At 63.9% G+C, this 22,648-nt stretch carries 21 protein-coding genes; 14 read left to right on the top strand and 7 right to left on the bottom strand.

What is annotated here, in order from left to right; all coding sequences use genetic code 11:
* Window positions 1–81: 81 nt before the first annotated feature.
* From K7711_RS40945 to K7711_RS48715, 4 genes are all read left to right on the top strand, one after another.
* Complete coding sequence (locus K7711_RS40945) at window positions 82–1,248, top strand: MFS transporter (protein ID WP_222977402.1); 1,167 nt, start codon at window positions 82–84, stop codon at window positions 1,246–1,248.
* 325 nt (window positions 1,249–1,573) lie between these two features.
* Window positions 1,574–1,876, top strand: coding sequence for a PaaI family thioesterase (locus K7711_RS49455; RefSeq protein ID WP_372460242.1), 303 nt, complete (start codon window positions 1,574–1,576; stop codon window positions 1,874–1,876).
* A 66-nt stretch (window positions 1,877–1,942) separates the two neighbouring features.
* Window positions 1,943–4,279 carry an ATP-binding protein gene (locus K7711_RS40935; protein WP_222977399.1) on the top strand — a complete coding sequence of 779 codons (2,337 nt, stop codon included), beginning with the start codon at window positions 1,943–1,945 and terminating at the stop codon, window positions 4,277–4,279.
* Between the two features lie 250 nt (window positions 4,280–4,529).
* Complete coding sequence (locus K7711_RS48715) at window positions 4,530–4,661, top strand: hypothetical protein (RefSeq protein ID WP_268929714.1); 132 nt, start codon at window positions 4,530–4,532, stop codon at window positions 4,659–4,661.
* Between the two features lie 216 nt (window positions 4,662–4,877).
* On the opposite strand, the gene K7711_RS40930 is transcribed toward K7711_RS48715, so the two are convergent.
* Window positions 4,878–6,407, bottom strand: a complete 1,530-nt coding sequence (locus K7711_RS40930; protein ID WP_222977397.1) for an AMP-binding protein — start codon at window positions 6,405–6,407, stop codon at window positions 4,878–4,880.
* 202 nt (window positions 6,408–6,609) lie between these two features.
* On the opposite strand from K7711_RS40930, the gene K7711_RS40925 reads away from it, so the two are divergent.
* The 3 genes from K7711_RS40925 (at window position 6,610) to K7711_RS40915 (ending at window position 9,092) form a co-directional block, all read left to right on the top strand.
* The gene (locus K7711_RS40925) at window positions 6,610–7,752 is read left to right on the top strand and encodes an acyl-CoA dehydrogenase family protein (RefSeq protein WP_222977395.1); all 1,143 of its coding nucleotides are present in this window, start codon (window positions 6,610–6,612) and stop codon (window positions 7,750–7,752) included.
* Between the two features lie 490 nt (window positions 7,753–8,242).
* On the top strand, window positions 8,243–8,599 hold the full coding sequence (locus tag K7711_RS40920; protein WP_222977391.1) for a PaaI family thioesterase: 357 nt from the start codon (window positions 8,243–8,245) through the stop codon (window positions 8,597–8,599).
* Window positions 8,600–8,693: 94 nt separating this feature from the next.
* Window positions 8,694–9,092 (top strand): hypothetical protein, encoded by a 399-nt coding sequence (locus K7711_RS40915; RefSeq protein WP_222977390.1) that lies wholly within the window; start codon window positions 8,694–8,696, stop codon window positions 9,090–9,092.
* A gap of 251 nt (window positions 9,093–9,343) precedes the next feature.
* Here the strand turns inward: K7711_RS40915 and K7711_RS40910 are convergent, their stop codons facing one another.
* Genes K7711_RS40910 through K7711_RS40895 form a run of 4 tightly spaced genes read right to left on the bottom strand, consistent with a single transcriptional unit; the run spans window position 9,344 to window position 13,076 of the window.
* Window positions 9,344–10,576, bottom strand: a complete 1,233-nt coding sequence (locus tag K7711_RS40910) for an acyl-CoA dehydrogenase family protein (protein ID WP_222977388.1) — start codon at window positions 10,574–10,576, stop codon at window positions 9,344–9,346.
* Between the two features lie 22 nt (window positions 10,577–10,598).
* A complete protein-coding gene (locus K7711_RS40905) occupies window positions 10,599–11,402 on the bottom strand; it encodes an SDR family NAD(P)-dependent oxidoreductase (RefSeq protein ID WP_235748579.1) in 804 nt (267 codons plus the stop codon).
* Complete coding sequence (locus tag K7711_RS40900; RefSeq protein WP_235748587.1) at window positions 11,395–12,000, bottom strand: TetR family transcriptional regulator; 606 nt, start codon at window positions 11,998–12,000, stop codon at window positions 11,395–11,397. The genes K7711_RS40905 and K7711_RS40900 overlap by 8 nt, the downstream gene beginning before the upstream one ends.
* Window positions 12,001–12,005: 5 nt before the next feature.
* Window positions 12,006–13,076, bottom strand: coding sequence for a phosphotransferase family protein (locus K7711_RS40895; protein ID WP_222977383.1), 1,071 nt, complete (start codon window positions 13,074–13,076; stop codon window positions 12,006–12,008).
* Between the two features lie 391 nt (window positions 13,077–13,467).
* Here K7711_RS40895 and K7711_RS40890 point away from each other — a divergent pair, with 391 nt between their 5' ends.
* The 3 genes from K7711_RS40890 to K7711_RS40880 are packed head-to-tail and all read left to right on the top strand — an operon-like array spanning window position 13,468 to window position 16,256.
* Entirely contained in the window at window positions 13,468–14,637 is a 1,170-nt protein-coding gene (locus tag K7711_RS40890; protein WP_222977381.1) for a thiolase family protein, read from the top strand.
* 44 nt (window positions 14,638–14,681) lie between these two features.
* On the top strand, window positions 14,682–15,431 hold the full coding sequence (locus tag K7711_RS40885) for a crotonase/enoyl-CoA hydratase family protein (RefSeq protein ID WP_222977564.1): 750 nt from the start codon (window positions 14,682–14,684) through the stop codon (window positions 15,429–15,431).
* 48 nt (window positions 15,432–15,479) lie between these two features.
* On the top strand, window positions 15,480–16,256 hold the full coding sequence (locus tag K7711_RS40880) for an SDR family NAD(P)-dependent oxidoreductase (protein WP_222977379.1): 777 nt from the start codon (window positions 15,480–15,482) through the stop codon (window positions 16,254–16,256).
* Between the two features lie 197 nt (window positions 16,257–16,453).
* Here the strand turns inward: K7711_RS40880 and K7711_RS40875 are convergent, their stop codons facing one another.
* Window positions 16,454–17,077, bottom strand: coding sequence for a TetR/AcrR family transcriptional regulator (locus K7711_RS40875; protein ID WP_222977377.1), 624 nt, complete (start codon window positions 17,075–17,077; stop codon window positions 16,454–16,456).
* A gap of 200 nt (window positions 17,078–17,277) precedes the next feature.
* Between K7711_RS40875 and K7711_RS40870 the strand changes: the two genes are divergently transcribed.
* Together K7711_RS40870 and K7711_RS40865 are read left to right on the top strand one after the other, a co-directional pair.
* Window positions 17,278–18,621, top strand: a complete 1,344-nt coding sequence (locus K7711_RS40870; RefSeq protein WP_308015179.1) for a phenylacetate--CoA ligase family protein — start codon at window positions 17,278–17,280, stop codon at window positions 18,619–18,621.
* An 11-nt stretch (window positions 18,622–18,632) separates the two neighbouring features.
* Window positions 18,633–19,316 (top strand): hypothetical protein, encoded by a 684-nt coding sequence (locus K7711_RS40865; protein ID WP_222977375.1) that lies wholly within the window; start codon window positions 18,633–18,635, stop codon window positions 19,314–19,316.
* Between the two features lie 114 nt (window positions 19,317–19,430).
* On the opposite strand, the gene K7711_RS40860 is transcribed toward K7711_RS40865, so the two are convergent.
* Window positions 19,431–20,093 carry a TetR/AcrR family transcriptional regulator C-terminal domain-containing protein gene (locus tag K7711_RS40860; protein ID WP_222977373.1) on the bottom strand — a complete coding sequence of 221 codons (663 nt, stop codon included), beginning with the start codon at window positions 20,091–20,093 and terminating at the stop codon, window positions 19,431–19,433.
* 537 nt (window positions 20,094–20,630) lie between these two features.
* Between K7711_RS40860 and K7711_RS40855 the strand changes: the two genes are divergently transcribed.
* Complete coding sequence (locus tag K7711_RS40855; protein WP_222977371.1) at window positions 20,631–21,731, top strand: amidohydrolase family protein; 1,101 nt, start codon at window positions 20,631–20,633, stop codon at window positions 21,729–21,731.
* A 213-nt stretch (window positions 21,732–21,944) separates the two neighbouring features.
* A complete protein-coding gene (locus K7711_RS40850) occupies window positions 21,945–22,475 on the top strand; it encodes a PaaI family thioesterase (protein WP_235748577.1) in 531 nt (176 codons plus the stop codon).
* The last annotated feature ends 173 nt before the right edge of the window (window positions 22,476–22,648 follow it).

The raw sequence follows: 22,648 nt of genomic DNA, 5'->3' as shown, positions 1-22,648 counted from the left end.
CACTCTATGAACGCAGTCGCGGCTGCCGCCGCTTCCCGTTCCCGCGGTGCGGTCCGCCTTGCGGCCGGGGTGGTTTCACTCGTGGTCGTCATCATGCCGAGCTACCTGACCGGAACGTTGGCGATCTCTATGGGCCCCGAACTCGGCTATACACCGTCGGCTCTGGGGTGGCTGATGGGCGCTCGATTCGCCGCTGCGGCGTCCGCTTCTGCCGTGGCCGGCCGATGGGTCGAGCGATTCGGTGCCACCGGCGGGATGCGCGCTGCGGTGCTGACGGTCGCGGCCACCTCGATATCGATCGGTTGGTTTGTTCGGAACCCATTCGTGTTCGGCGCGCTGTTCTGCCTCAACGGTGTCGCACTGGCTGCTGTCCAGCCCGCTGTCGACATCTGGGTCGCGCGGACCGTTTCCGGAAAGCGTCAAGGGCTGGCATTCGGTGTCAAGCAGGCCGCGGTGCCCACCGCAGCCCTTCTCGCAGGCTTCGCGGCACCGGTCGCCGCCGCGGGCACGGGGTGGCGTGCGGTGTGGCTCGTCGTAGGGGCGTCTGCAGTTGCGGTGGGAGTCTGTTTGCCATGGCGCTCGGGCGGCACCGCCATGGCGGCCGCGACTTCGACCGGGCGGAGCCGGGCTCAGGGCTCGACCTCCGTCTTGGTAGTGCTGGCGGTGTGCTTCGGCTTTGGCAGTGTGGCCGTTGTCACCTCGACGACCTTCCTGGTGGTTTCGCTGGTGGCGGCCGGATCCGATGAGGGAGGGGCTGGGGCGGTGTTGGCGGCATCCAGCGCTGTCGCCATCACCGCCCGGCTTGTCTTGGGATACTGGGCCGACAGGATCCGGGGCGACCTACTCGTCATCCTGTGTGGATTTCAGGTGGTCGGCGCCGTCGCATTCCTGATGCTCGGCCTCGTGTCTGGAGCTGGGTACCTTATCGCAGCGCCGGTCGCGTTCGCGCTCGGCCTCGGTTGGCCCGGCCTGTTACTGCTCGTTGTGGTACGGGAGAACGCACGGGCGCCAGGAGCGGCGACGGGCATCGTCAATACCGGGTCCTACATCGGTTCGATTGCCGGACCCGCGATCTTCGGGCTGCTCGCCGCCCGGTTCGGGTATTCCGCGGGATGGTTGTTCACCGCGAGCTGTCTATTGGCTGCCGCGATGACCGCACTCGCAGGGCGGGCGCTGTTGCGGCGGGCAACCGGCCGCATCGTGCCGGTGAGTGCCGTCGAGGTCTCCGAACGGCAGCGAGTCGGATGAAGTCCGCTACGTGCTGAGTCGCGCATGGGCGGGCACCGGTATGGCGTGGACGGTGAGGAGGGGTGCAGGGCAACAACCACACCGCGATCTCCAGGCTGAATCCCTCGGGGCCGCAACGGGTTCGGGCACCGGCAGGGCGACAACGTTTCGTGATGACACCGGAGTCGTCGTGGCCCATACACTGGGTGTGGTATCGCTCGACCCCGCGAGCCGCCGGGCACCGAATGCACCCGGTCGTTGTTGTCGGCTCCTCCCACTGTGCGATTGATACCGCTCGACTCCGACTCCGACTCCGACTCCGTGCGGGTGTAGCTCGGTCCCGCTTATGCTGAACACCCGCCGAACAGTCCAGTGCGATGTTCTCGGCATGGCCCACCGGGCTCAGGAGTCGGTTCAACTACCAGACGGAGCCAGTTTCCGGACGATACGGGTGGGTATCGACTGTCTCCGGCCGGCTCCACCCGACGGGAGTTTGACACTGCGCTCGTCGCTCGTACGGCGTGGACGCCGACTGTGGATCATGCGTACCGCAATTCGGGATCAGAGTGATCGGACCGTCGCGGCCGCCTGCGGAATCCGAGCGGTCATGGACGTTATCGCGATAGCTTCTCTCGAATCGAGAGGTTAGGGTCACAGTGATGGTTGCTTCCGTATCCATCCATGACTGAACCGGCTTCGATGAGGAGGCTTCTGGGTGGTGTCGTCCGCGCGTAAGAGTTCGGTCGGCAATTTGCCGGCGCGAATGGATGAGTTCGTCGGGCGACATCAGGAACTCGCGGATATCCGGCACGCGATGGAGACCTCGCGCCTGGTCACCCTGGTCGGTCCGGGGGGAGTGGGCAAGACGCGACTTGCACTGCAAGTGGCGGCGGATTTCCAGCGCGCCTTTCCGCAAGGCGTGTGGTTCGTCGACGTCGCACTGCTGCAGGACCCCGAGCTGCTCGCGCCCACGGTAGCGTCGGTACTCGAGCTGTCTACGAAATCATCGAGCTGGGGCCCGTGGCAGCTCGGGCAGCAATTGGCGGATCGCTCGATGGTACTCATCCTCGACAACTGCGAGCATTTGATCGAGGCTACTGCGAAACTGGCGGACGCTCTGCTGCGGTCGGGCCCGCGCATGAAGATCCTGGCCACGAGCCGACGACCACTGGAGGTCCGAGGTGAGCATCTGCGTGCCCTCCGACCGCTGCGAGTACCCGTCGAGGGGCGCGACGCGGACCTCGACGAACTGAAGCGCTCGGATGCGGTACGCCTGTTTCTCGATCGCGCCGCTGCAGTCGAGCCCGGATTCGCGCTCACTGCGGAGAATGCCTCGGCTGTGGCCGAGTTGTGCCGTCAGCTCGACGGGTTGCCGCTCGCCCTCGAACTTGCGGCAGCGCGGATCCGGCATTTGTCGCCGCAGCAGATACTGGACCGATTCGATCGGCGGTTCGAGCTATTGCGCACAGGTAGTGCGCTGGCTGCTCCCCGGCAGCGCAGCCTGCATTCGTTGATTGCTTGGAGCTATGACCTGTGTACGCGCGAGGAACGGGAACTGTGGACCCGGCTCACGGTCTTCTCGGGAACCTTCAGTGCTCCGGCAGCCGAGGCGGTGTGCTCGGGAACCATTGTCGCGCAAGAGGACATCCTGGACCTTCTGGCACGGCTCGTGGATCGGTCGATTGTGACCACCGTCCGCCAGTCGTCCGAGGTGCGCTACAGCATGCTCGGCACCATCCGGGCCTTTGGTCGGGAACACCTCGCCGGGGGTGAGGAAGAGGTTCGCCTCCGTCGGCGCCATCGTGACTATTTTCGCAACCGGCTGACCTCACACTATCCGCTCTGGTTCGGACCGGGGCAGCACGAGACGATGGCCTGGGTTCGGAGCGAACGCGACAATCTCCGGGCCGCGATCGACTTCTGCCTCGCAGAACCGATGGATACCCGTTCGACCGCGGCGATAGCCAGTGGTCTCGGTGGGGAGGCCTTGCTCACGGGCCGGCTCGGAGAGGGCAGGCACTGGATCGGCCGCGTTCTCAGCGTCGTCGACGAGGACTGTGTCGAACGTGCGATCCTGCTGTGGCTCGCCGGTGAATGCGCCGAACTCCAAGGTGATTTCGAGATGGCCGAGGGATTCCTTCGCCGAGCACAGCAAACGGCAACGGTCATTGGTGCTCGACATGAGGAGACCATGGCCACCATCTTTCTCGGTGTGCTGCGAATGTCGCTCGGGGCCTTCGGCGAGGCGGTCGAATTGTTCGATCGTGCACTGGGATCGATAGTGGGTGACGACCCGCTTGCGTGCGCGCTGTTATTGATGAACAAGGGGAAGGCGGTCCACCATCTCGGCAATGGGCCGGCCGGTATCCGAATGTGTCGTGAAGCCGTCGCCGTATGTGAACACCATGGAGAGTACTGGCACCGAGCCCAGGCATTGTGGCAACTGGCCAATCTCCGCTGGCACGACCGTGAGACCGACGAGGCAGCTGAGCTGGCGGCCGAAAGTTTGCGACTGCAGCGCGCGTTCCGCAACTCGGTCGGCATCGCCCGATGCGTGGAAACCCTTGCCTGGATTGCAGAAGAACGAAACGAGCACTCGCGAGCCGCGAGGTTGCTCGGTTGCGCTGACGCACTGTGGCGCGCGACCGATGCGCTGCTTGACCCTCAGTCGGTGGACCACCACCAGAGGTGCCGAGACCTGGCGATGCTCGGCCTGGGGGAACGGGCATTCAAGCGAGAATTCGAGACGGGGGTTCGTGCACCGGTCACCGAAGGTATCGCGTTCGCACTGCGCGAAACTGCGCCGCCATCCACTCGAATATCGGGAGTCAAGGATGTGCGGCTGACACCCAGGGAGTGGGAGATTGCCGACCTGCTGTCACGCGGAGCCAGCAATCGCGACATCGCATCGAAGCTCGTGATCTCCCCGCGGACGGTAGAAGGGCATGTAGTCAATCTCCTCAGCAAACTCGGCTTCTCGTCCCGGGTCCAGGTCGCCGTATGGATGGCCGAACACGGCGACGATCGCGATCCCCTCAACCCAGGGATATAGCGCAATAAATTACCAATGGCTCCGGTTATCGCGGAAACCTCGGTAGAGAACGGTCTGCGTAGATTCGAGCTGTAGAGCCGTTCCCTGCCCTTGTATCGTGTGCCCGGCCCCATGTGCGTCCGCCGTCTCCATCTTCATCTTCATCTTCGTTGTTGATACATGAACGAATAGAAACGAGGGCTGACGGTGCGTGACGCCGTGATCCGCGAACCACCGCGCATGCCCGTCGACGGGTTCGGCGGTGCACTTCGTGCCTGCGCACGAGCTGGCGGTGACGGTGATCCAGGCGATCATCGATCGGACCGGCATTGCGCCGGAAGCCGTGGACGACGTGCCGCTCGGCCATTGCTACCCCTCGATGGATGCTCCCGCGTCGGCATAGTGGCGGCTCTGGATGCTGGACCGCCTGTCACTGTCACCGTTTACAGATCGACGGCCGGCCCCGGATCGGGCCCGCAGGGGTGCATTACGTGGCAGGGTAGGCCCGTATCGGTGCTGGCCTGTTGGTGTTCTCGCGGCGGCGCGGAGTCGATGAGCACCGCCCCGCTCTACGCGACCTCGATGCGCTGGGGTGCCAAAGTCGGGCCGGGTGTGATTCTCAGGAGTTCATGAGTAGCTGCTTCAACTCGTGCTTGCGCATCTTGCCGGTGGGGGTGCGCGGCAAATGCGCCGGGAACCTGATATCGCGGGGCACCTTGAATCCGGCCAACTTGGTCCGGGCGAAGGAGATCAGCTCGGCGGCGAGATCCGGTCCGGCGGTCGCCGGAGCTTGCAGCTGAACCGCAGCGATGACGCGCTCGCCCATCTCGGCATCGGGCACGCCGACGACCCCGACATCGGCGACCGCAGGGTGCATGAGCAGGACGTCCTCGATTTCCCGAGGATAGATGTTGACTCCGCCCGAGATGATGAGGTGGGTCCGCCGGTCGGTGAGATAGAGATAGCCGTCTTGATCTAGAAAACCGGTGTCTCCCACCGACACTCCCCCTCGGCTGTCCTGAGCCGCCGCGGTCTTACCCGGGTCGCCGCGATACGTGAACTCGCCGCTGTCGGCGAACCAGACCGTGCCGATTTCGCCGACCGCAAGTTCCGTGCCTTCGTCATCGGTCACATACGGCCGTCCGTGTATCGGCTTGCCGACCGACCCGGGTTTGCGCAGCCATTCTTGTGAGGTGATGGTCGTAGCTCCTACCCCCTCGGTGCTGGAGTAGAACTCGAACAGAATCGGACCCCACCAGTCGATCATCGCTCGCTTGATGTCGACAGGGCATGGGGCGGCGGCGTGAACGGCGTGGCGCAGACTCGACAGGTCGTATTCGTCGCGGACCTGAGCAGGCAACTTCAGCATTCGTACGAACATGGTCGGGACCCACTGACTGTGAGTGACTTGATGACGGGCGATCGCGTCGAGCGCGAGTTCGGGATCGAAGTGGTGGAGGAGCACAACGGTTCCCCCGCTGCGGTGCGCGCTCATGGTCCACGCGAGAGGGGCGGCGTGGTACAGCGGGGCGGGGGAGAGATAGACATCGCCTGGTGCGAAGTCGAGTAGCTCACGCAGCCACCGTCCCGGCACATCGGGATGACTGCCCACCGGTCCGCCTGAGAGCGGACGCTGGATCCCTTTCGGTCGGCCCGTCGTGCCGGACGAATACAGCAAAAAATCTCCCTCGGACTCGTCCGGAATCGGTGTACGCGGCCGAAGTGATCGTTGCTGCTCGTAGCTCTCCCAGCCCGCGCGGGCGGAACCGAGCATCAGGCGCCCACGCGGTGCGAGCGCCGGATCGGCGAGAATCGCATCCGCGAGCGGAGCCAGCGTGTCGGATGCGATGACCAGCTGGGCGCCGCTGTCCCGCAGGATGTAGGCGGCCTCGGCCTCGGTGAGGTGTGTGTTGACACCGACGTAATACAACCCGGCGCGCTGTGCACCCCATACGAGCTCGAAGTATTCCGCACGATTCTCCACCAGGACAGCCACACAGCTTCCCGCCTGCAGTCCGCGATCGCGGAACAGATGCGCGACCTGGTTCGATCGTGTTTCTAGGTCCTCGTAGGTGATGACATCACCACTGGGTTCGACGATGACTGCGGGCTGTGCAGGATCGACGGCTCGGAAGGGAGTTTCAGGCATACCCTCTCCTTGATTGGATCGAGTGAATTAATTCACATCTTGCGATTGGGCGCGTAAGCTGCCCGCTTCCGCGAGCTCGGCCAGTCCTCCGGCACCTGCACCGGGTTTCGCCAGCTTCGCAGCTACATGCATCGGCACCTTCCTCCGCACCTCTCTCGGATAGTACAATGAGTTAACTAAAAAGAAGGGTGTAAGCCAGACTATGCGACGCGCGATTCTCGAACCTGAACACGAGCAGTTTCGGCAAACCGCACGGACCTTCTATGAGAAGGAGTGTGTCCCCCACGTCGACGAATGGGAGAAGGCCGGCCAGACGAGTCGTGAGGTGTGGCGCAAGGCCGGGGATCTGGGGCTGCTCTGCTGGGAGGTGCCTGAGGAATACGGCGGGGCGGGGATCAAGGATTTCAGGTTCAACGCGATCCTCAGTGAGGAGTACTGGCTCACCGGATCGGTGGGTGTCGGGTTCGGAGTGCAAAACGACATCCTGCCGCCGTACTTCATCGAGCTGACCACTGAAGAGCAGCGGAAACGCTGGCTTCCGGGCATGGTGTCGGGCGAGATCATCACCGCCATTGCAATGTCCGAGCCCGGTGCGGGTTCTGATCTTCGTGGTCTGCGAACCACCGCGCGGCGCGACGGTGACCACTACGTCATCAACGGCTCGAAGACATTCATCTCCAACGGGCTGCTGTGCGACCTCGTGGTGGTGGCGTGCAAGACCGATCCCGACGCAGGCCACAAAGGCATGAGTCTGATTGTCGTGGAGGCGGGCACTCCGGGGTTCACCAAGGGCAAGAAACTCGACAAGATCGGTCAGCACTCGGCAGACACCGCAGAGCTGCATTTCGAGGATGTCAGGGTGCCCGTGGAGAACCTGATCGGCGAGGAGAACAAGGGCTTCTACCACTTGATGCGCAACTTGCCGAAGGAGCGGCTCGGCATCGCCGTTCACGCGGTGGCTGGTGCGCAGCGGGCCTACGATCTGACCCTGGCTTATGCGCGCGAGCGCGAGGCATTCGGGCAGCCGATCGGTACTTTCCAGGTGAACCGCCACTCGTTGGCCGAGATGCAGACCAAGCTCGAGGTTATGCACACGTACTTGGACCAGTGCATCATGGCACTGAATGCCGGAGAACTCACTGCTCAGGAAGCAGCCGGAGCGAAGTGGTGGACTACCGAGACGCAGTGGGAGATCGTGGATCGCTGCCTGCAATTGCACGGTGGGTACGGGTACATGAATGAATACGAGATCGCCCGGCTGTGGCGGGACGCGCGGGTTCAACGCGTATACGGCGGGACCAACGAGATCATGAAGGATCTCATCGGTCGATCGATGGGCCTGTAGCGGTGTCGAATATTTGGATCGCGCCATCCCCGTGCCGCTTATGATCGCGGGGGATACGAAGACGCTTCCGACGCTGAGCGCGGTCGAGGTCGGACTTGGACTCACCGTCCGGGACATCGGTCCGGGCAGGGCACAACTTCGTGCACCTCTCGGCCCCGGTTCGCTCGGTGAGGATCGCTGGCTTTCTCCAGCGCTGCTGGGGGTAACGGCCGATGCCGCTGTCGCAACGGGGGTGTTCTCCCATCCAGCGCTGTCGTCAACCGGCGTCACCGTCGAATTGCGTGTGGACCAGCTGAACCCGTTGGCGGAGGATGCGCGGCATCTCGACGTTGCCGCTGTCGCTCTGGGAGGCACACGCGAATTGGGTACGGGCCGAGCTGAATTCAGAGATGACCGGGGCACGCTGATCGCTCATGCGGTGGGCATGATGTTCGGCGACTCGGACGGCCGGGCCCCACTTGGTTCGAATGGGGAGGTATTGCCGCCACCGATGGATCCGAAGATAGTGCGGGTGATACCTCATGCGGACGGTTCGGCGCGGGTGGACCTCGTCCCGGGCCTGCTCAACTCTCGCGGGACATTGCACGGTGGTGTGCTCATGGCGCTTGCTCAGCTCGCACAAGAGCACAGCTGCCGTGTAGCAAGCCTTCAGGTGCGCCCACTGCGACTGAATGTCACCTATCTGCGCCCTGCATCCGGTGGGGGTTCTCTGGAATTCAGGTCCGCGTTCGTGCGCCGGGGGCGTCGGTTGTGGACGTTGCGCACCGAGATTGTGCGGCCGGACGGGGTCACCGCCGCGATCGCGACCGGTACAGGCACCATGTCTGCTGCGGCGGCGGGTGCCTGATTCCACTCGCTCGAACACCCACGCCAGCGACCACGTAGTCCATCCAGGTGTTTCTACCGGGTCACTATGGCGTTACTTCGGGCACGGTGGAGATGTGACCGGGATCATGGTTGGTGAGAGGAATCCCATGCTGACGAATTACATCTCTGCCCAAGAATCGTCCATCCGGAACGCTGAGCACTGCTCGGCGGCGGCGATTGCGATCGTGGACCTGATGCTCGATTGGGACCTTCCGATATTGGAACTCACCCTCGATGAGCTGGCGGAGTGGCTCGGGGTAGTTCCGGACGATGCGGGCCGGGCCTTGGCGGAACTGGGTGTACTGCCCGGTACCGACGTGTCCGCGCCAACGGACTCTGGTGCCCTGGCTCGGGTGGCATTGGATATCGACGTGTGCCCGCTAACCGCTCCGCGCCCTGGCGCGTTGAGGCTGGTGGTCGACCAGGAGCGGTCAGCTCGGCACAGGGCGTTCGTCGGCTCCCGAGCGGTCTGACGGCTGGGCGTGCGGACCACGGCTGCGTGGGCGTGCACCCGGTCTCGTTGCTCAGCCGTGTGGCGGCGCGCGTGTGCGTTGCGAGCAAAGTGCGATCGCGCAGTCGGCCGACATCACCGACGAGGAAGCGGTCCGTGCGGTGGAGGCCCTCTGTTCGCTGTGAACACCGAGGGCACCGCGCTCGTAAGCGGAGGCCCGCATCCTAACTTGGTCGTGTGCGAACGGGTAGCAGACCGCGGACCGCGATGTGCTCAGAGCAGGCTGCCGCCGGCGGCCGAGGCGGTCGTACCATATTTCTCATATGCCGACAGCACATTTTTGCCGACGCGCCATCGGTGAACTTCGTCGGGACCGTCCACGAGGTGCTGCATGCGCGCTTCCGCGTACCAGGCGGCGAGTGGGGTGTCCATGGTGTAGCCCAACGAACCATGGATCTGCAATGCGGTATCCACGACCTTGCTGAGCATGTCGGCCACGAAGTTCTTGGCGATCGAATTCTCGTGGGTGATGTCGAGCCCGTGCTCCATGCGATAGGCGATGTGCAGGACCATCAGCCGCGCAATGTAGAGGTCCCTGGCACAGTCGGCCAGCATCCACTGCACGCCTTGCCGATCGCTCAGCGTCTTCCCGAAAGTCTTGCGGGACGACGCTCGTTCCGCAGCCAGGTCCAGTGCCTGCTGTGCCCGTGCGATGCTCCACATACCGTGGCGGATACGTCCGTAGCCCAGCCGGTGCTGGCCCGATGCGAACCCGCCGCCACGTTCACCGATGATGTTCGCCGCCGGGACTCGGACATCGGTCAATGTGATCTCGGCGTGGCCGGTCACGTACTCGCCGTTCCACTTCGGCTCGATCTGATCGTGCAGGGTGGGGATGTCGCGCACGATCTCGAATCCCGGTGCGGGAAGTTCCACGACGAATGTGGTGAACTGGCGGTGCCGGGGCGCATTCGGGTCGGTCCTCGCCATCAACAGCACCAGGTCCGATCGGCTCGCCCCACTGGTGAACCACTTCTCGCCGTTGATAATCCAGTCGTCACCGTCGCGGACAGCGGTGGTCCGCATGCCAGTGGCGTCCGCGCCGGCTGTTTTTTCGGTCATCGCGAAGCAGATGCGTTTCTCACCTTCGATGAGAGGGCGAAGATACTTCTGCTTCTGCTCGGCGGTGCCGAGTTCCAGCAGGGTGAGCATGGTGGCGTCCTGCGGTCCCATGCAGTTCATCGCCCAGGCCGCGAGGTGGGTCCGGCCGACCTCCAGCTGTACCACTGCATTGGCCAGCGGCCCCAGCCCCATGCCACCCCACTCGACCGGGACGAAAGGGCACCAGAAGCCGGCCGTGCGCGCGGCGGCCTGGAGTTCGCCGACGATCTCGGCGAAAGGGCGGGTGCCGACCTGTTCTTCGTAGGGGAGTATCTCGCGGTCGATGAATTCCGCTATCCGGGTGCGTAGTTCGCGGGTCTCTTCGGGCAGTGAGAAGTCGATCATGGTATTCCGTCCTCGCGAGCTACTAACTGGTCTGGCGGTATCGGCCGCCGTCGATGCGGATCAGTTCCCCGGTGACGAACGACGCGGCGTCGCCCGCGAGCCAGGTTGCGGCGCCGATGAAATCCTCCGGTGTGCCGATCCGCTCTAGCGGTGCGGCGTCGATTGCCTGTTGCATCAATTCGGGTGGCCACTTGTCCGCGATATCGGTGGCGACTCCGCCGGGCAGGATCGCGTTCACGCGCACCGCGGGACCATAGGCCTCGGCGAGGCCGACGGTCAGGGCATTCAATCCGGCTTTCGCGCAGGCGTAGACGAGTTCGTCGGCACCCGGTCGCAACGATCCGATGGTGCTCACATTGATGATGCTGCCGCCACCGTGGCGGGCCATGTGGTCACCGAAGCGAGCGCCGAGCCGGAAGGGACCTTTGAGATTGACCGAGCTGACCTTGTCGTAATACTCCTCGCTGATTTCGGTCAATGACGAATAACGAGGTGACATTCCGGCATTGTTGACAAGGATGTCGCAACGGCCGAATTCGGCGATGACGCGGTCCATCAGAACGTCGCAGTCGGCCCAGTGGCCGACATGGCATGCGACTGCCAGGGTGGAAGCTCCTGTCGTGCAACGGATCTCATCGGCCACACGCTCGCACACCCCGAGCTTTCTGCTGGCTATCACCACGGCTGCGCCAGCCTGTGCGAAACCCTGCGCGATCGCGCGTCCGATACCCCGGCTGCCGCCCGTGACCACGGCGATTTTGCCTGCGAGGCTGAAAATGTCCATCGCCTGCAGCGGGTGGGACGCAGGCGTCGTCCCCTCATTCATCGAGCAGATCCCATCCTGAGGTCAAGTGCGAAAAAGCCTGTGCCAGATGGTCTGCAGGGTCGGAATCCTCGCCGCTGCCGACCCAGCGCGTCCAGGCGTCCGCGGCGACAGCGGACAGCGCGGTGGCTATCACCCGCAGTCGCCATTCGTCGTCGCCGGGTTCCGTACCTGATCGGCGCATGGTGAGAACTGCGCAGGTGTCGTCGACGCCCGCCAGCCGTTCTCCGCCGGCACGCGAACGCAATGTCGGGCTCGCTGCCAGCAGCTGTCCACGACGTCGCATCCGCGCGCGGTAACCGCTTGCGGTGGTGGCTGTTTCGAGATACGCATTCCGCAGCGCCGTCACCGGTCCTTCCTCGGCGGGACGCGCCGCGAGCGCTTCCAGCAGGCGTGCATGCAGGGTCCGTTCGTACTGCAGAATCAGGTCGTCCTTGGACTGGAAGTAGCGGAAGAACGTGCGTTGTGAGACACCGGCGATCGCGACGATGTTGTCGACGCTGACCGCGTCGTATCCTCTGTCGTCGAAGAGGTGTAGCGCCACATCGGTCAGATGTTTGCGGATTTCCTGGGTGCGCAGGTCCCGCAAGTCGGCAGTCATGGCGCTCACCGGCGGATCCCTTGGGCGAACAAGTGTCCGTGCTCGATGAGTCGGTCGACCATGACCGACCACATCGTCGCATCCGCCGCGCGGCCTCCCCACGCGGCCCGCGCAGTCCGTCCCTCGAGGATCGACGCGAGCTTGAACAGGGCCAGTGCCTGGTAGAAGGGCAGATACGTCAGATCCCGCCCCGATCGCTCGACATATCGCTGTGCCATCGCGGCCCTGGTGGGCAGGCCTGCCCGCTCCGCGGCGATGCCATCGCCGATATCCCAGGTCCCGATCGCAGGTTCCTCCCCCGGCTCGGTCCATCGCGCGAGCAGATGTGCGATGTCCATCAGCGGGTCGCCGATGGTGCCGGTGTCCCAATCGACGACCGCCGCCAGGTGCGTGCGGTCGAGTGGCGATGCCATCACGTTGAAGGGGCTGTAGTCACCGTGCATGAGCCCCACGTCGTAGTGCAGCGGACGGTTGTCGTCCAACCAGGTGGCAAGCGCGTCATATCCGGGAATGTCGCGCGTTCGGTAGCTGTCGGCCTGTCGTGACCACCGGCCCACCTGTCGCTCCAAGAAGCCCTGGGGTCTACCCAGATCCTCGATGCCACAGGCGATGTGGTCGATTGTGCCGAGGCTTGCGACCGCATCGACCATGGCGAATGCGAGTTCGGTGCGGGCCGCCGGGCTCGTATACGGCGGCGGCAGGATCCCGACCGGAGTGAAGCCGTTCACGGCGGCCATGACGACGAAAGGTACGCCGAGAGGGCCGTCCTCGGCGGTGCCCAGGAGAAGCGGCTCGGGATGCGGCACCGGGGTACCTTCGAGCGCGGTCAGGATCCGCCACTCACGCGTCATGTCCGATGCGCCGGGGGCGTTGGTTTCGGCCGGCGGGCGGCGGAGCACCCAGGTGTTCCCGCCACGTCGAAGCCAGTAGAGGGCGTTGGCGATACCGGTGCCGGGGGTCATCCGTTCGACTTCCAGTGCGGCGCCGTACCCGGGTAACCGATTCCCGATCCACTCGTCGAGCGCTTCCGAGTCCACTGCCTCGTCGGCCGTCTCCGAACTCTTTGTGTACGCCATCGGCTCACCCTCCGTCAGACCTGGCACCGAAGAACAAGCACCCTTGTTGAGAGGAATAATCTAACTATATGACAGTGTCTGTCAAGAGGGGGTTGATGTGCGCTGCGATGTGATCGCTGTGTACGTGGATGCGGGCCGACGCCCGAAGGGGAACGGTCGGGGTTTGCGCAAGTGGCTAGAGCCACGATGTCTGTTACATCGCCGGAAAGGTCCGCCTGGTAGCTCCATGTCGTCGTCTCAGGCGTCGGGGTGACGCCGGGCTCGCGGGGGTGCTGAGAGGTGCGGGCTTGCCATGGAGGCCCTGTAGAATGTAATTATTTAGTTAATACTCGTTCAGCCTGTGATGCCACCTGGGGATCCAGGCGATGATCGGACACGAGAGGACTTCCAGATGCGTGACGCTGTGATCGTCGAGGCTCTGCGCACACCGGTCGGCAAACGGGGCGGGGGCCTCGCCGAGGTGCACGCCGTCGAGCTGTCCGCACTGATATTGAAGGCGATTGCCGAAAGAACGGGTCTCGATCCCGCCGTGGTCGACGATGTGCACTGGGGCACTGTACAGAGCATCGGTCAGCAGTCGGGCAATGTCGGCCGGATGGCGGTACTCGGCGCGGGCTGGCCGGAATCGGTCCCAGGCTTCACCATGGACCGGCAATGCGGCTCGTCGCAGCAGGCTATCTCGACCGCCGCGGCCGCCGTCATCTCCGGCCAGGCCGACGTTGTGGTCGCGGGCGGTGTCGAGATGATGTCCGCTATTCCCATGGGGGCCACCGCGGTTACGGGCACCGGCGCGATGGGCGGGCCGGCGGTCACCAGATATGCGAGTGAATTGACCGATCCGGGCTTCGGTGGCGCATTCAATCAGGGATACGGTGCCGAGAAAATCGCCGAGGAATGGAAGCTGTCGCGGACGCGGCTGGACGAGTACTCCGTGCGTTCGCACGAACGGGCCGCTGCGGCGCAGGACGCGGGTGATTTCGACGCGGAGATCATCCCTGTGCCCACTGGGGCTACCACTGTGAAATCGGATGAGGGTATCCGTCGCGGATCCACCGTCGACAAGCTCGCCACTCTGAAGACGCCGTTCAAGGAGGGCGGTCGGATCAGCGCCGGCAATGCCTCGCAGATCTCTGACGGTGCGGCCGGCCTGCTTATCACCACCTCGGAGAACGCCGCTCGCCTTGGTCTCACCCCGCTGGCCCGCGTGCACACCGCGGTTGTCGCCGGAGACGATCCGGTCAAGATGCTCACCGGCCCGATTCCGGCGACTGCGTTGGCGCTGCGGAAATCCGGACTGAGCATCAGCGACATCGATGCCTTCGAGGTCAACGAGGCCTTCGCGCCCGTCCCGCTCGCATGGCAGATCGAGACCGGTGCCGACGAGGCGAAGCTGAACCCGGTGGGCGGCGCCATCGCCCTGGGACACCCGCTCGGCTGCTCCGGCGCGCGGCTGGCGACCACGCTCATCCACTACTTGATCCGCACCGGAAAGCGGTATGGGCTGCAGACGATGTGCGAGGGCGGCGGTACCGCGAACGCCACGATCTACGAGCGGATCTGACCGTGGGGGCAAACGCTCGGGCCGACACTTCGGAGAATTCTTCTCTGATCGTCGAACGACGTGATCGCATCCTCATCGTCACCATCAACCGGCCCGCAGCTCGTAATGCCATCAACGCGGAGGTCAGCCACGGTTTGGCGGACGCGATGGACCTCCTCGACAGCAGTGCGGATCTGTCGGTCGGTGTGTTGACCGGCGCCGGCGGAAACTTCTGCGCGGGTATGGATCTCAAGGCATTCATCGCCGGGGAAGATGTCGGGATCGAAGGCCGTGGTCTCGGTTTCACCGAGGCGCCGCCGCGTAAACCCGTCATCGCTGCGGTCGAGGGTTTCGCGCTGGCAGGAGGAAGCGAGCTGGCGCTGGCAACGGATATGATCGTCGCCTCGCGTACCGCGTCATTCGGGCTGCCCGAGGTCAAGCGCGGCCTCGTCGCTGGTGGTGGCGGGCTACTGCGGCTGCCGCAGCGAATCCCCTACCAGATCGCATTGGAACTGGCCCTGACAGGAGAGGCTTTCTCGGCCGAGCTCGCTCACCGATTCGGTTTGGTCAATCACCTCGTCGAGCCTGGCGAGGCACTCGACAGGGCGCTGGAACTCGCGGCGGTGATCTGCCGGAACGGGCCACTCGCCGTCGCCGTCACGAAGCAGATCGTTGTCGGATCCGCCGACTGGACGGGCGCCGAGGCGTTCGATCGGCAACGCACCTTGCTGGAACCCGTCTTCAGCTCCCGGGACGCGCGCGAAGGAGCCGAAGCCTTCGCGCAGAAACGTGAACCGGTATGGACCGGCGAGTGAGTCGGTCCGCCGTACCCATTCGCATCAGATTCACCGAACGGAGAAGATATGACCACCTCTGTGACCAATGTGGCGTTGGTGACCGGTGGCGCCGGCGGGCTCGGTGAGGCCGTCGTCCGTCGCTTGCACAAGTCCGGGATGGCGGTGGTCGTCGCAGATCTCGCCGATGACCGCGCGGGCAGGCTCGTCGACGACCTCGGTGACCGAGTTCGTTATGCCCGCACCGACGTCACCTCCGAGGAATCGGTGCAGGCTGCGCTCGATGTCGCGGCAGCGATGGGCACATTGCGCCATATCGTGATCGCGCACGGTGGCTCCGTGGGAGCCAGCGAGCGGGTGGTCAAGCGCGATGGCACCCCGGCGAGCCTGGAAGTCTTCACCAAGACGCTCGAGCTGTACCTGGTCGGCACGTATAACGTGTTGCGGCTCGGCGCTGCGCGAATGGCGGTCGGCGAGCCGACGGCCGCCGGGGAGCGGGGCTCGGTGGTCGCCACCGCGTCGATCGCGGCATACGAGGGTCAGATCGGACAGAGTGCGTACACGGCGGCCAAGGCAGGGGTTGTCGGCCTCACGCTGGTGGCGGCGCGTGATCTGAGTGCGGTCGGTATTCGCGTCAACACCATCGCGCCGGGCACGATGCTGACCCCGCTGATGGAAACGGTGGGCGAGGAGGCGCTGGCGAAGTTCTCCAGCAGTGTCCCGTTCCCCAAGCGGCTGGGCGCGCCCGAAGAATTTGCTGCCCTGGCGGAGCATCTGTTGACCAACGGCTACATCAACGGCGAAGTAGTCCGTCTGGATGGTGCGCAGCGGTTCGGTCCGCGCTGACTCTCCGGAACCGTCGGCCGCTACAACGGTAATCCAGCCTTCCGGGCGAGCGCACCACACATGGACGGTGTCCGGCACTTGCGTGGCGGGCACCGTCGCGTTGTCTACGCACCTGTTGTATCGAGCGCCCGTCACCGGGCGCTCGATACACAGCCACGGACATTGGAGCGTCCGGCTTCTGCACCATGCGTCGGATGCTAGGCGGTACCGCCGAGGGCGCGTAGAACGAAAGCGTGCACGTGCGTCACGAAATCATCTTCCTCCCAAGCGATTCCGCTGTCGAGTCTGTTGGTCACCAGCCCGCGGACGAGCTGGCACACGAGCATCGCATCGGTTTCGGGGTCGCCGGGCCGGAGTTCTCCGCTGCGAATGCCGCGCCGGACGATCTCACCCAGTCGATCGTCGATGATCCGGTGCAGTGAGTGCAGCTGCTCCGGAAGCATCTCCAGGAGGTCCGGGTCCAGGAACAGTCTCGTCCGCTGGGCGCGAGCCCGGTCGGACACGTTGCCGATGGTGTTACGCAGCCAGGTGAGCAACTGTTCGGCGATCGGGTCGGCGGCGTCGATCTCGTCGTGGAGTCGCTGGTCGGCGAGTCGCACCTCGTCCTCGAGAAGCGCCAGCAGCAAATGAGCTTTGCTGGGGAATCGGCGATAGAAGTTGCTTGCGGACGAACCTGAGGCAACGAGTACCTGACGGATCTTCAGGGAACGGAAAGCCGAGCGTTCGAGCACCAGTCGTGCGGCGTGAAGGATCTTCTGGGCCTCGGCATCATGCGCTGACGATCGATCGTCGATATGACCGTATCTATCGCCTGCACACATGATGACGGACGGTTGCACCTCTGTACCTCGCTCAGCTGATCGCGTCACACGATCCTGTAAAATCGTTTATATTATTCTACTATGTAATCGCATCTATGGTCGGTTTCGGCGGAGCAATGTTCCTTGGGTTGCAGGGCTGGATGCGTCCTACGGTGTGATCCACATCTCTGGCTGGTATTGGACCTACGAAGGAAGACGACGTGGATGTAACCCGGTCCAGAACGCCCGAGTCGGGCGTCGACGATCCGAACCGGCGGTTCTTCGAGCCGGATATCGAAACGATGCCACGGGAGCAACTGCTGGCCACGCAGGAAAAACGAGTGCTCGAACTCGTCCCCGCTGCATATGAGAATTCGCCGTTCTACCGTGAGCTCTGGTCTGCGGCAGGAGTGGACCCGGCCCGGATCCGCTCTCTCGACGACTTTCTCGAAATGATCCCGACCTTTTCGAAGGACGACGTGCGGGCCTACCGGGATCGGACGGGCGACCCGTTCGGGGGTCTGCTGCAGGTGCCGACAGATCGGCTGACGTCGATCATGTCCACCTCGGGTACAACTGGCACCCCGGAACTGTTGCCCGAGATCTGGGATACCGCGCCACCGCTGCCTACCTGTGCGGCCCGCGACATCTGGGAAATCGGCGTCCGGCCCGGCGACCGTGTTCTCGTACCCCCGGGTTCGTTTCGCGGCTTCTTCGACACGTTCTTCCACCAGATGGGTCTGGTCCCCATCTACCTGGATTCCTGGCTTGGCCGGGGTGCGGAGGTCATCGCTGCGATGCGGCGGTACCGGCCGACCTATGTACAGCTGCTCATGCCGACAGTGCTCGAGTTCGAGCGTCTCGCTGGCACTCACGACCTGCGCGAGGCGTTCTCTTCGCTCAAGGGTGCCGCCTTCGCCGGGCAGCCACTAGGGGCGGCGCTGGCCGCGAAGGTCCAGGACGAGTGGGGAATCGAACTGTTCACCTACACCAGCGCCGGCGATACGGGAACGGCGTGGGAATGTCGGGAGCACGACGGGTATCACCTATGGGAGGACCTGGTCCTCGCCGAAACCCTGGAACCCGACAGTCGTCGGTCCGTAGCCTCGGGTGAGCTCGGCGAACTGGTGGCCACCGATCTGGATAATCGGGCCGCTCCGCTGATTCGGTATCGCAGCGGCGACCTGGTACGACTCGACCAGGGAACCTGTGGGTGCGGTCGTACCCATGCGCGGCAATGGATAGCCGGCCGCTTGGGGGACGAAACGATCGTGCGTGGTCGGCCTGTCGTGGTCGGTGAGGTGTGGAAAGCGGTCGAGTCCCTCGAGGAGACCCACGACGGAATGTTCCAGATCATCCGTGAGTCTCGGGTGGTCGACCGATTGCGGCTGCGGGTCGGCTATGTGCCGGCCGACGGCCTGGACCTGGACGGTTTGGGGCTGCGACTACGTGCGGCGGTCGCCGCGCAGGTGGGTATCGAAGCGGATATCGAGCTGGTTCCGGTCGATGATCTGGTGGCCCGTAGTTCGAGCGTGGCCAAATTCCCGAGGGTGGTGAAGGCATGAGCCGCAAATCGATGATCGCGACCATGGTCGGACCGGATCCGGAACTGGTCGGAATCGGGCACTTTCGTCGTGCTGGCGGGGATGTCGGCTTCGAGATCGGGTGGCCCGAATTCGGGCGCGATACCGTGTGGGCACGGCGGTTGCTAGAGGTATGGGCTGTGGGTGCGGCTGAACACGCGGTGCTGACCATCCGCAATTCCGAAGGCCCGTGGCTCACTCCGCTGGTTCACGCGATGCGCGATGTGGGCGTGGTGTTCAGCAATGCCGAACCGTTTGCCTGGGACTCCCGCCGGGTTGCGGCGCTGATGCGCTTGTTGTCTGTCAAAGCTGTTGTCGGGCTACCCGGTGAGACGGCCGAGGTATTACTCGCCGATGACGACACGAGGTCCTTGCTGGCTGCCGTGCCGGTGATCTGGGCGCGGCCCGACGCAGTCGAGCAACTACGCGGCGCGGGTCTGGAGCCCGCAGAGATGGCAATGCTCGGACCGGCGCTGGCTCTGTCTTGTCCGGAACGAACAGGACTGCACCTTGATCCAGGAGAGTGGCACCTCACTGCTGGCGTTGCCGGTCCAGCTCTGACGGTGGTCGGCGACCGACGGTTCAGCGGACGCGATATCGAGCTGAACATCGACGGGACGATCGATGAGAAGCCATGTGCCTGCGGACTGCCAGGGCCGCGAATCCGCACGGAATGAACCGGATCGAGCAGTGCCGGTGCGGCTTGGTTCAATTGCGGCAGGCGGCGTTCCTCCCGAGCAGTGTGGTCATGCATCTCCTGGCCCAGGTTGTCTGTGGAACATCGCAACGGGTCAGGCGCGCTGGCCGTCCTGCTGACGCCGATTCTCGGTGACTCGGGCGCGGAGGCCGTCGAGCAGTACGTCGATGCCGAAATTGAAGTAATCCGCGCGATGCAACTCGTCGAGAAACGGCATCACATGCGTCAGTCCGGGCGGTAGGTTCGGCTCGTCGTCCTGTGGAACGGGGGAGAGGGCAACCTGATACCGACCGAACAGGTAGGTGTGGATCGTCGAATAGGCCAGCAGAACTTCTTTCTCGTGCAGTCCGGCGTCCACCATGATCAACATCAATGCGTGCATCAGACGTCGATCCGAATGCAGCATTCGCTGCAGCAGCACCCCGGCGATGCCGGGGTGCCGGCGCAACTGGGTATCGATGCGGTCGATGATCAGCCGGATCTGGACGTCCCACGGGCCGTCGTCGGGGCCCGGGATCTCAACATCGGCCAAGGTACGGCGGGCCACCAAGTCGAGTAGTTGCTGCTTGTCGGAGACATAGGAGTAGGCGGCCATCTGGGAACGCCCCAATTGCTGGGACAAACGTCGCATGGACAGCGCGTCGAGACCCTCGGTGCGAATGATCTGCAAAGCGGCGTCGACGATCTGATCCTCGGTCAACGACGGCGGACGGCCTCGCGGCCGGGAGGCCGGCTGCACGGAGCTACTGCCGGCCATCGGACGTCCGCTCGTTCCCACAGGCGCAGTGTACTCAGTTGTGTAGGGGCCGAACGGTGGCCGCATTCTGCTCGGCATCGCCTGCGGCTCAGATGCTCAGGCGCTCGAGAAGTCGCTCGTGGGGCGAGCGCCGGTCCGCCGAGCAGCAGGTCGGCGCTGCGGGCTCGCATTTCGATCGTAGCCACGGTCTCGAGATCGAGATCGTCGGCGCCCGCTGTCAAACGCAATGCTATCTGCCGCATCGCATTTGAACCGCGGTGAGCCCGGTGAGCAACTCGCTCAACCGTGGTGCAAGGCGCGATCGTCCCAGGTCCACGTCGACCGCATCAGGGCGGGCAAGCTCTCAGCGTTCAGTGTGGCGAGATAGTGCTCGCGCTGCTCGGCGGTCAGAGCCGCATTGCCGAGTGTCGTTCCATTGCACCCTCTCAAGGCTTCGTTCGAATTCGCTGTACACGATGCCCTCTTTTCGTTACAGTGTAAAGAAACTGTCGGTCCGAGGCCGTTCGGTCCGGGAGTGACTCGATTGAGGAGGGACACATGACAGCGGTGATGCGTGCTGATCAGGGGCGGGTCGGCGAGGGTAAGATTTGGGCGCACTCGGGTGATTCGCATTTGATGGAGCCGGAGGATTTGTGGACTTCGCGGTTGTCGAAGCGGTTCGCGGATCGGGCGCCGCGTTCGGAGCGTGGTGAGAAGTACGAGATTCTCTATATCGATGGTATGCAGATCGATCGTCAGTTGAATGATTTCATGGACTCGATTCGTCCGCCGGGGTTCAGGGATCTTCGGATCCGGTTGCGTGATCTGGATCAGGAAGGTGTGCGTAACCAGTTGGCGTTCCCGTCGATGGGTTTCTGGGTCTGCAACATCCGTGATGCCGAGTTGGAGAATGCGGTGGCTCGGGCGTGGAACGACTGGGCCATGGAGGAGGTGATGGGTGAGCAGGATCGGGTTTTCGCCCCCGCGATTGTGCCGTTGAGGGATGTCGACAACGCGGTGGCTGAGGTGGAGCGTGCTGCGGAGATGGGTTTTCGGGCGCTGTATTTCCCGTGTGGTATTGATGATGATCGGGCTTGGGGGTTGGATCTGTGGGAGCCGTTGTGGGCGGTGGCTGAGGAGTTGAAGCTGCCGCTGTGCTGGCATATCGGCACCGGTGGGGTGAATGTGGTGTATCGCGGTCCGGGTGGTGCGGTGGTGAATTATATGGAGACTACTTATCCGGGTATGCGGGTGGTGTCGCATCTGGTGGCTGGTGGTGCGCTCGATCGGCATCCGGATTTGAAGGTGCTCATCGCGGAGGGTGGTGCGGGTTGGGTGCCTGCGATCGGTGATCGGATGGATGAGGGTTATCGGCAGCACGGGATGTTCGTGCGTCCGAGGTTGTCGCGTCTTCCCAGTGAGATCATCCGTCAGCAGGTGTATGCGTCGTTCCAGCATGATGTCAGTGCGGTGCAGATCATTGAGGACACCGGTTATGACAATGTGTTGTGGGGTGATGATTACCCGCATTTGGAGGGTACGTACGGGCACACTCAGGACACGTTGCGGTCGATCTTCGATGGTGTCGAGGTCGAGATCCGTGATCGGGTGCTGCATGGAACGTTCGAGGAACTCTTCCCCACAACCACAACCGCCTGAGCGGTGGGCCGGACGGGGCGCGTCTGCTCCGATACGTCTTGAAGTTTCAGAGGTCCGCGCCGAAGCCGGCCACCGCACCTCCGAGCGGCTCGGTACATGAGGAGGCCGAGGTTCCGAACCTGGCCGACTTCGATCTATCTCCACGCTGCCGATCCGTTGGGTGTGGGCTTTTTGTGAAGAGAGGTTCTTATGAACGAATCCGGAACAACCGAAATGGCGCACGACATGGGCGTTGCATCAGAGGTGCGTCCCAGAGATCCGTTGTCGCCGCTGTACGCGCCCGAGTCGCCGACCGGGATGCATCTCTGCTTCGGTTGCCATGCGCTCAACCGTTGCCGCTTCGGGATCGAGAGCGAGCATCTCGGTGATGACGGTGTGGTGATCAGCCGCGTGGTGTGTTCACCCGCGAACGAGGGCGGACCGCAGGTTGCGCACGGCGGATGGACCGCGGGCGTCATGGACGAGTTGGTCGGGCACACGCTGGTGCTGAACAACCAATTCGGGGTTACCGGCACTCTCAGTGTCAAGTTCGTGCGTCCGGTGCCGATCGGGTGGCCAATGCTCGGACGCGCGTGGTCCGTGGGGAGCGAGAATCGCAAGGTCTTCGTTCGAGCGACGCTGGAACTTGAAAGCTCCGGCGCCATCGTCGCCGAAGCCGACGCGATCATGATCAGGCGGCCTGCCTCCCATTTCGAAGACCACTATCGGTGGCTCGAAACGCAGTGCGATGGTGCGGGGGAGTAGCTACACACCCTCCCGCCATACGGGTAGATGTTTAACCTGTTAATCTCGTGGCAGGTCACGTCCCGAGTCGCCGATCGTAGTGCGCAACGGGGCGTGGCAAGCGCCCGGTGATGGAGGAGGTCGTGACAACCAACGAACGGGAGAGCTCGCGCAAACCAGTCGATGGTGAGGTT

It is taken from the genome of Nocardia coffeae (assembly GCF_019890715.1).
GTDB classification, from domain to species: domain Bacteria; phylum Actinomycetota; class Actinomycetes; order Mycobacteriales; family Mycobacteriaceae; genus Nocardia; species Nocardia jiangxiensis.
The sequence above is the reverse complement of the archived record's forward strand: the minus strand, read 5'-3'. Positions and strand labels throughout refer to the sequence as shown.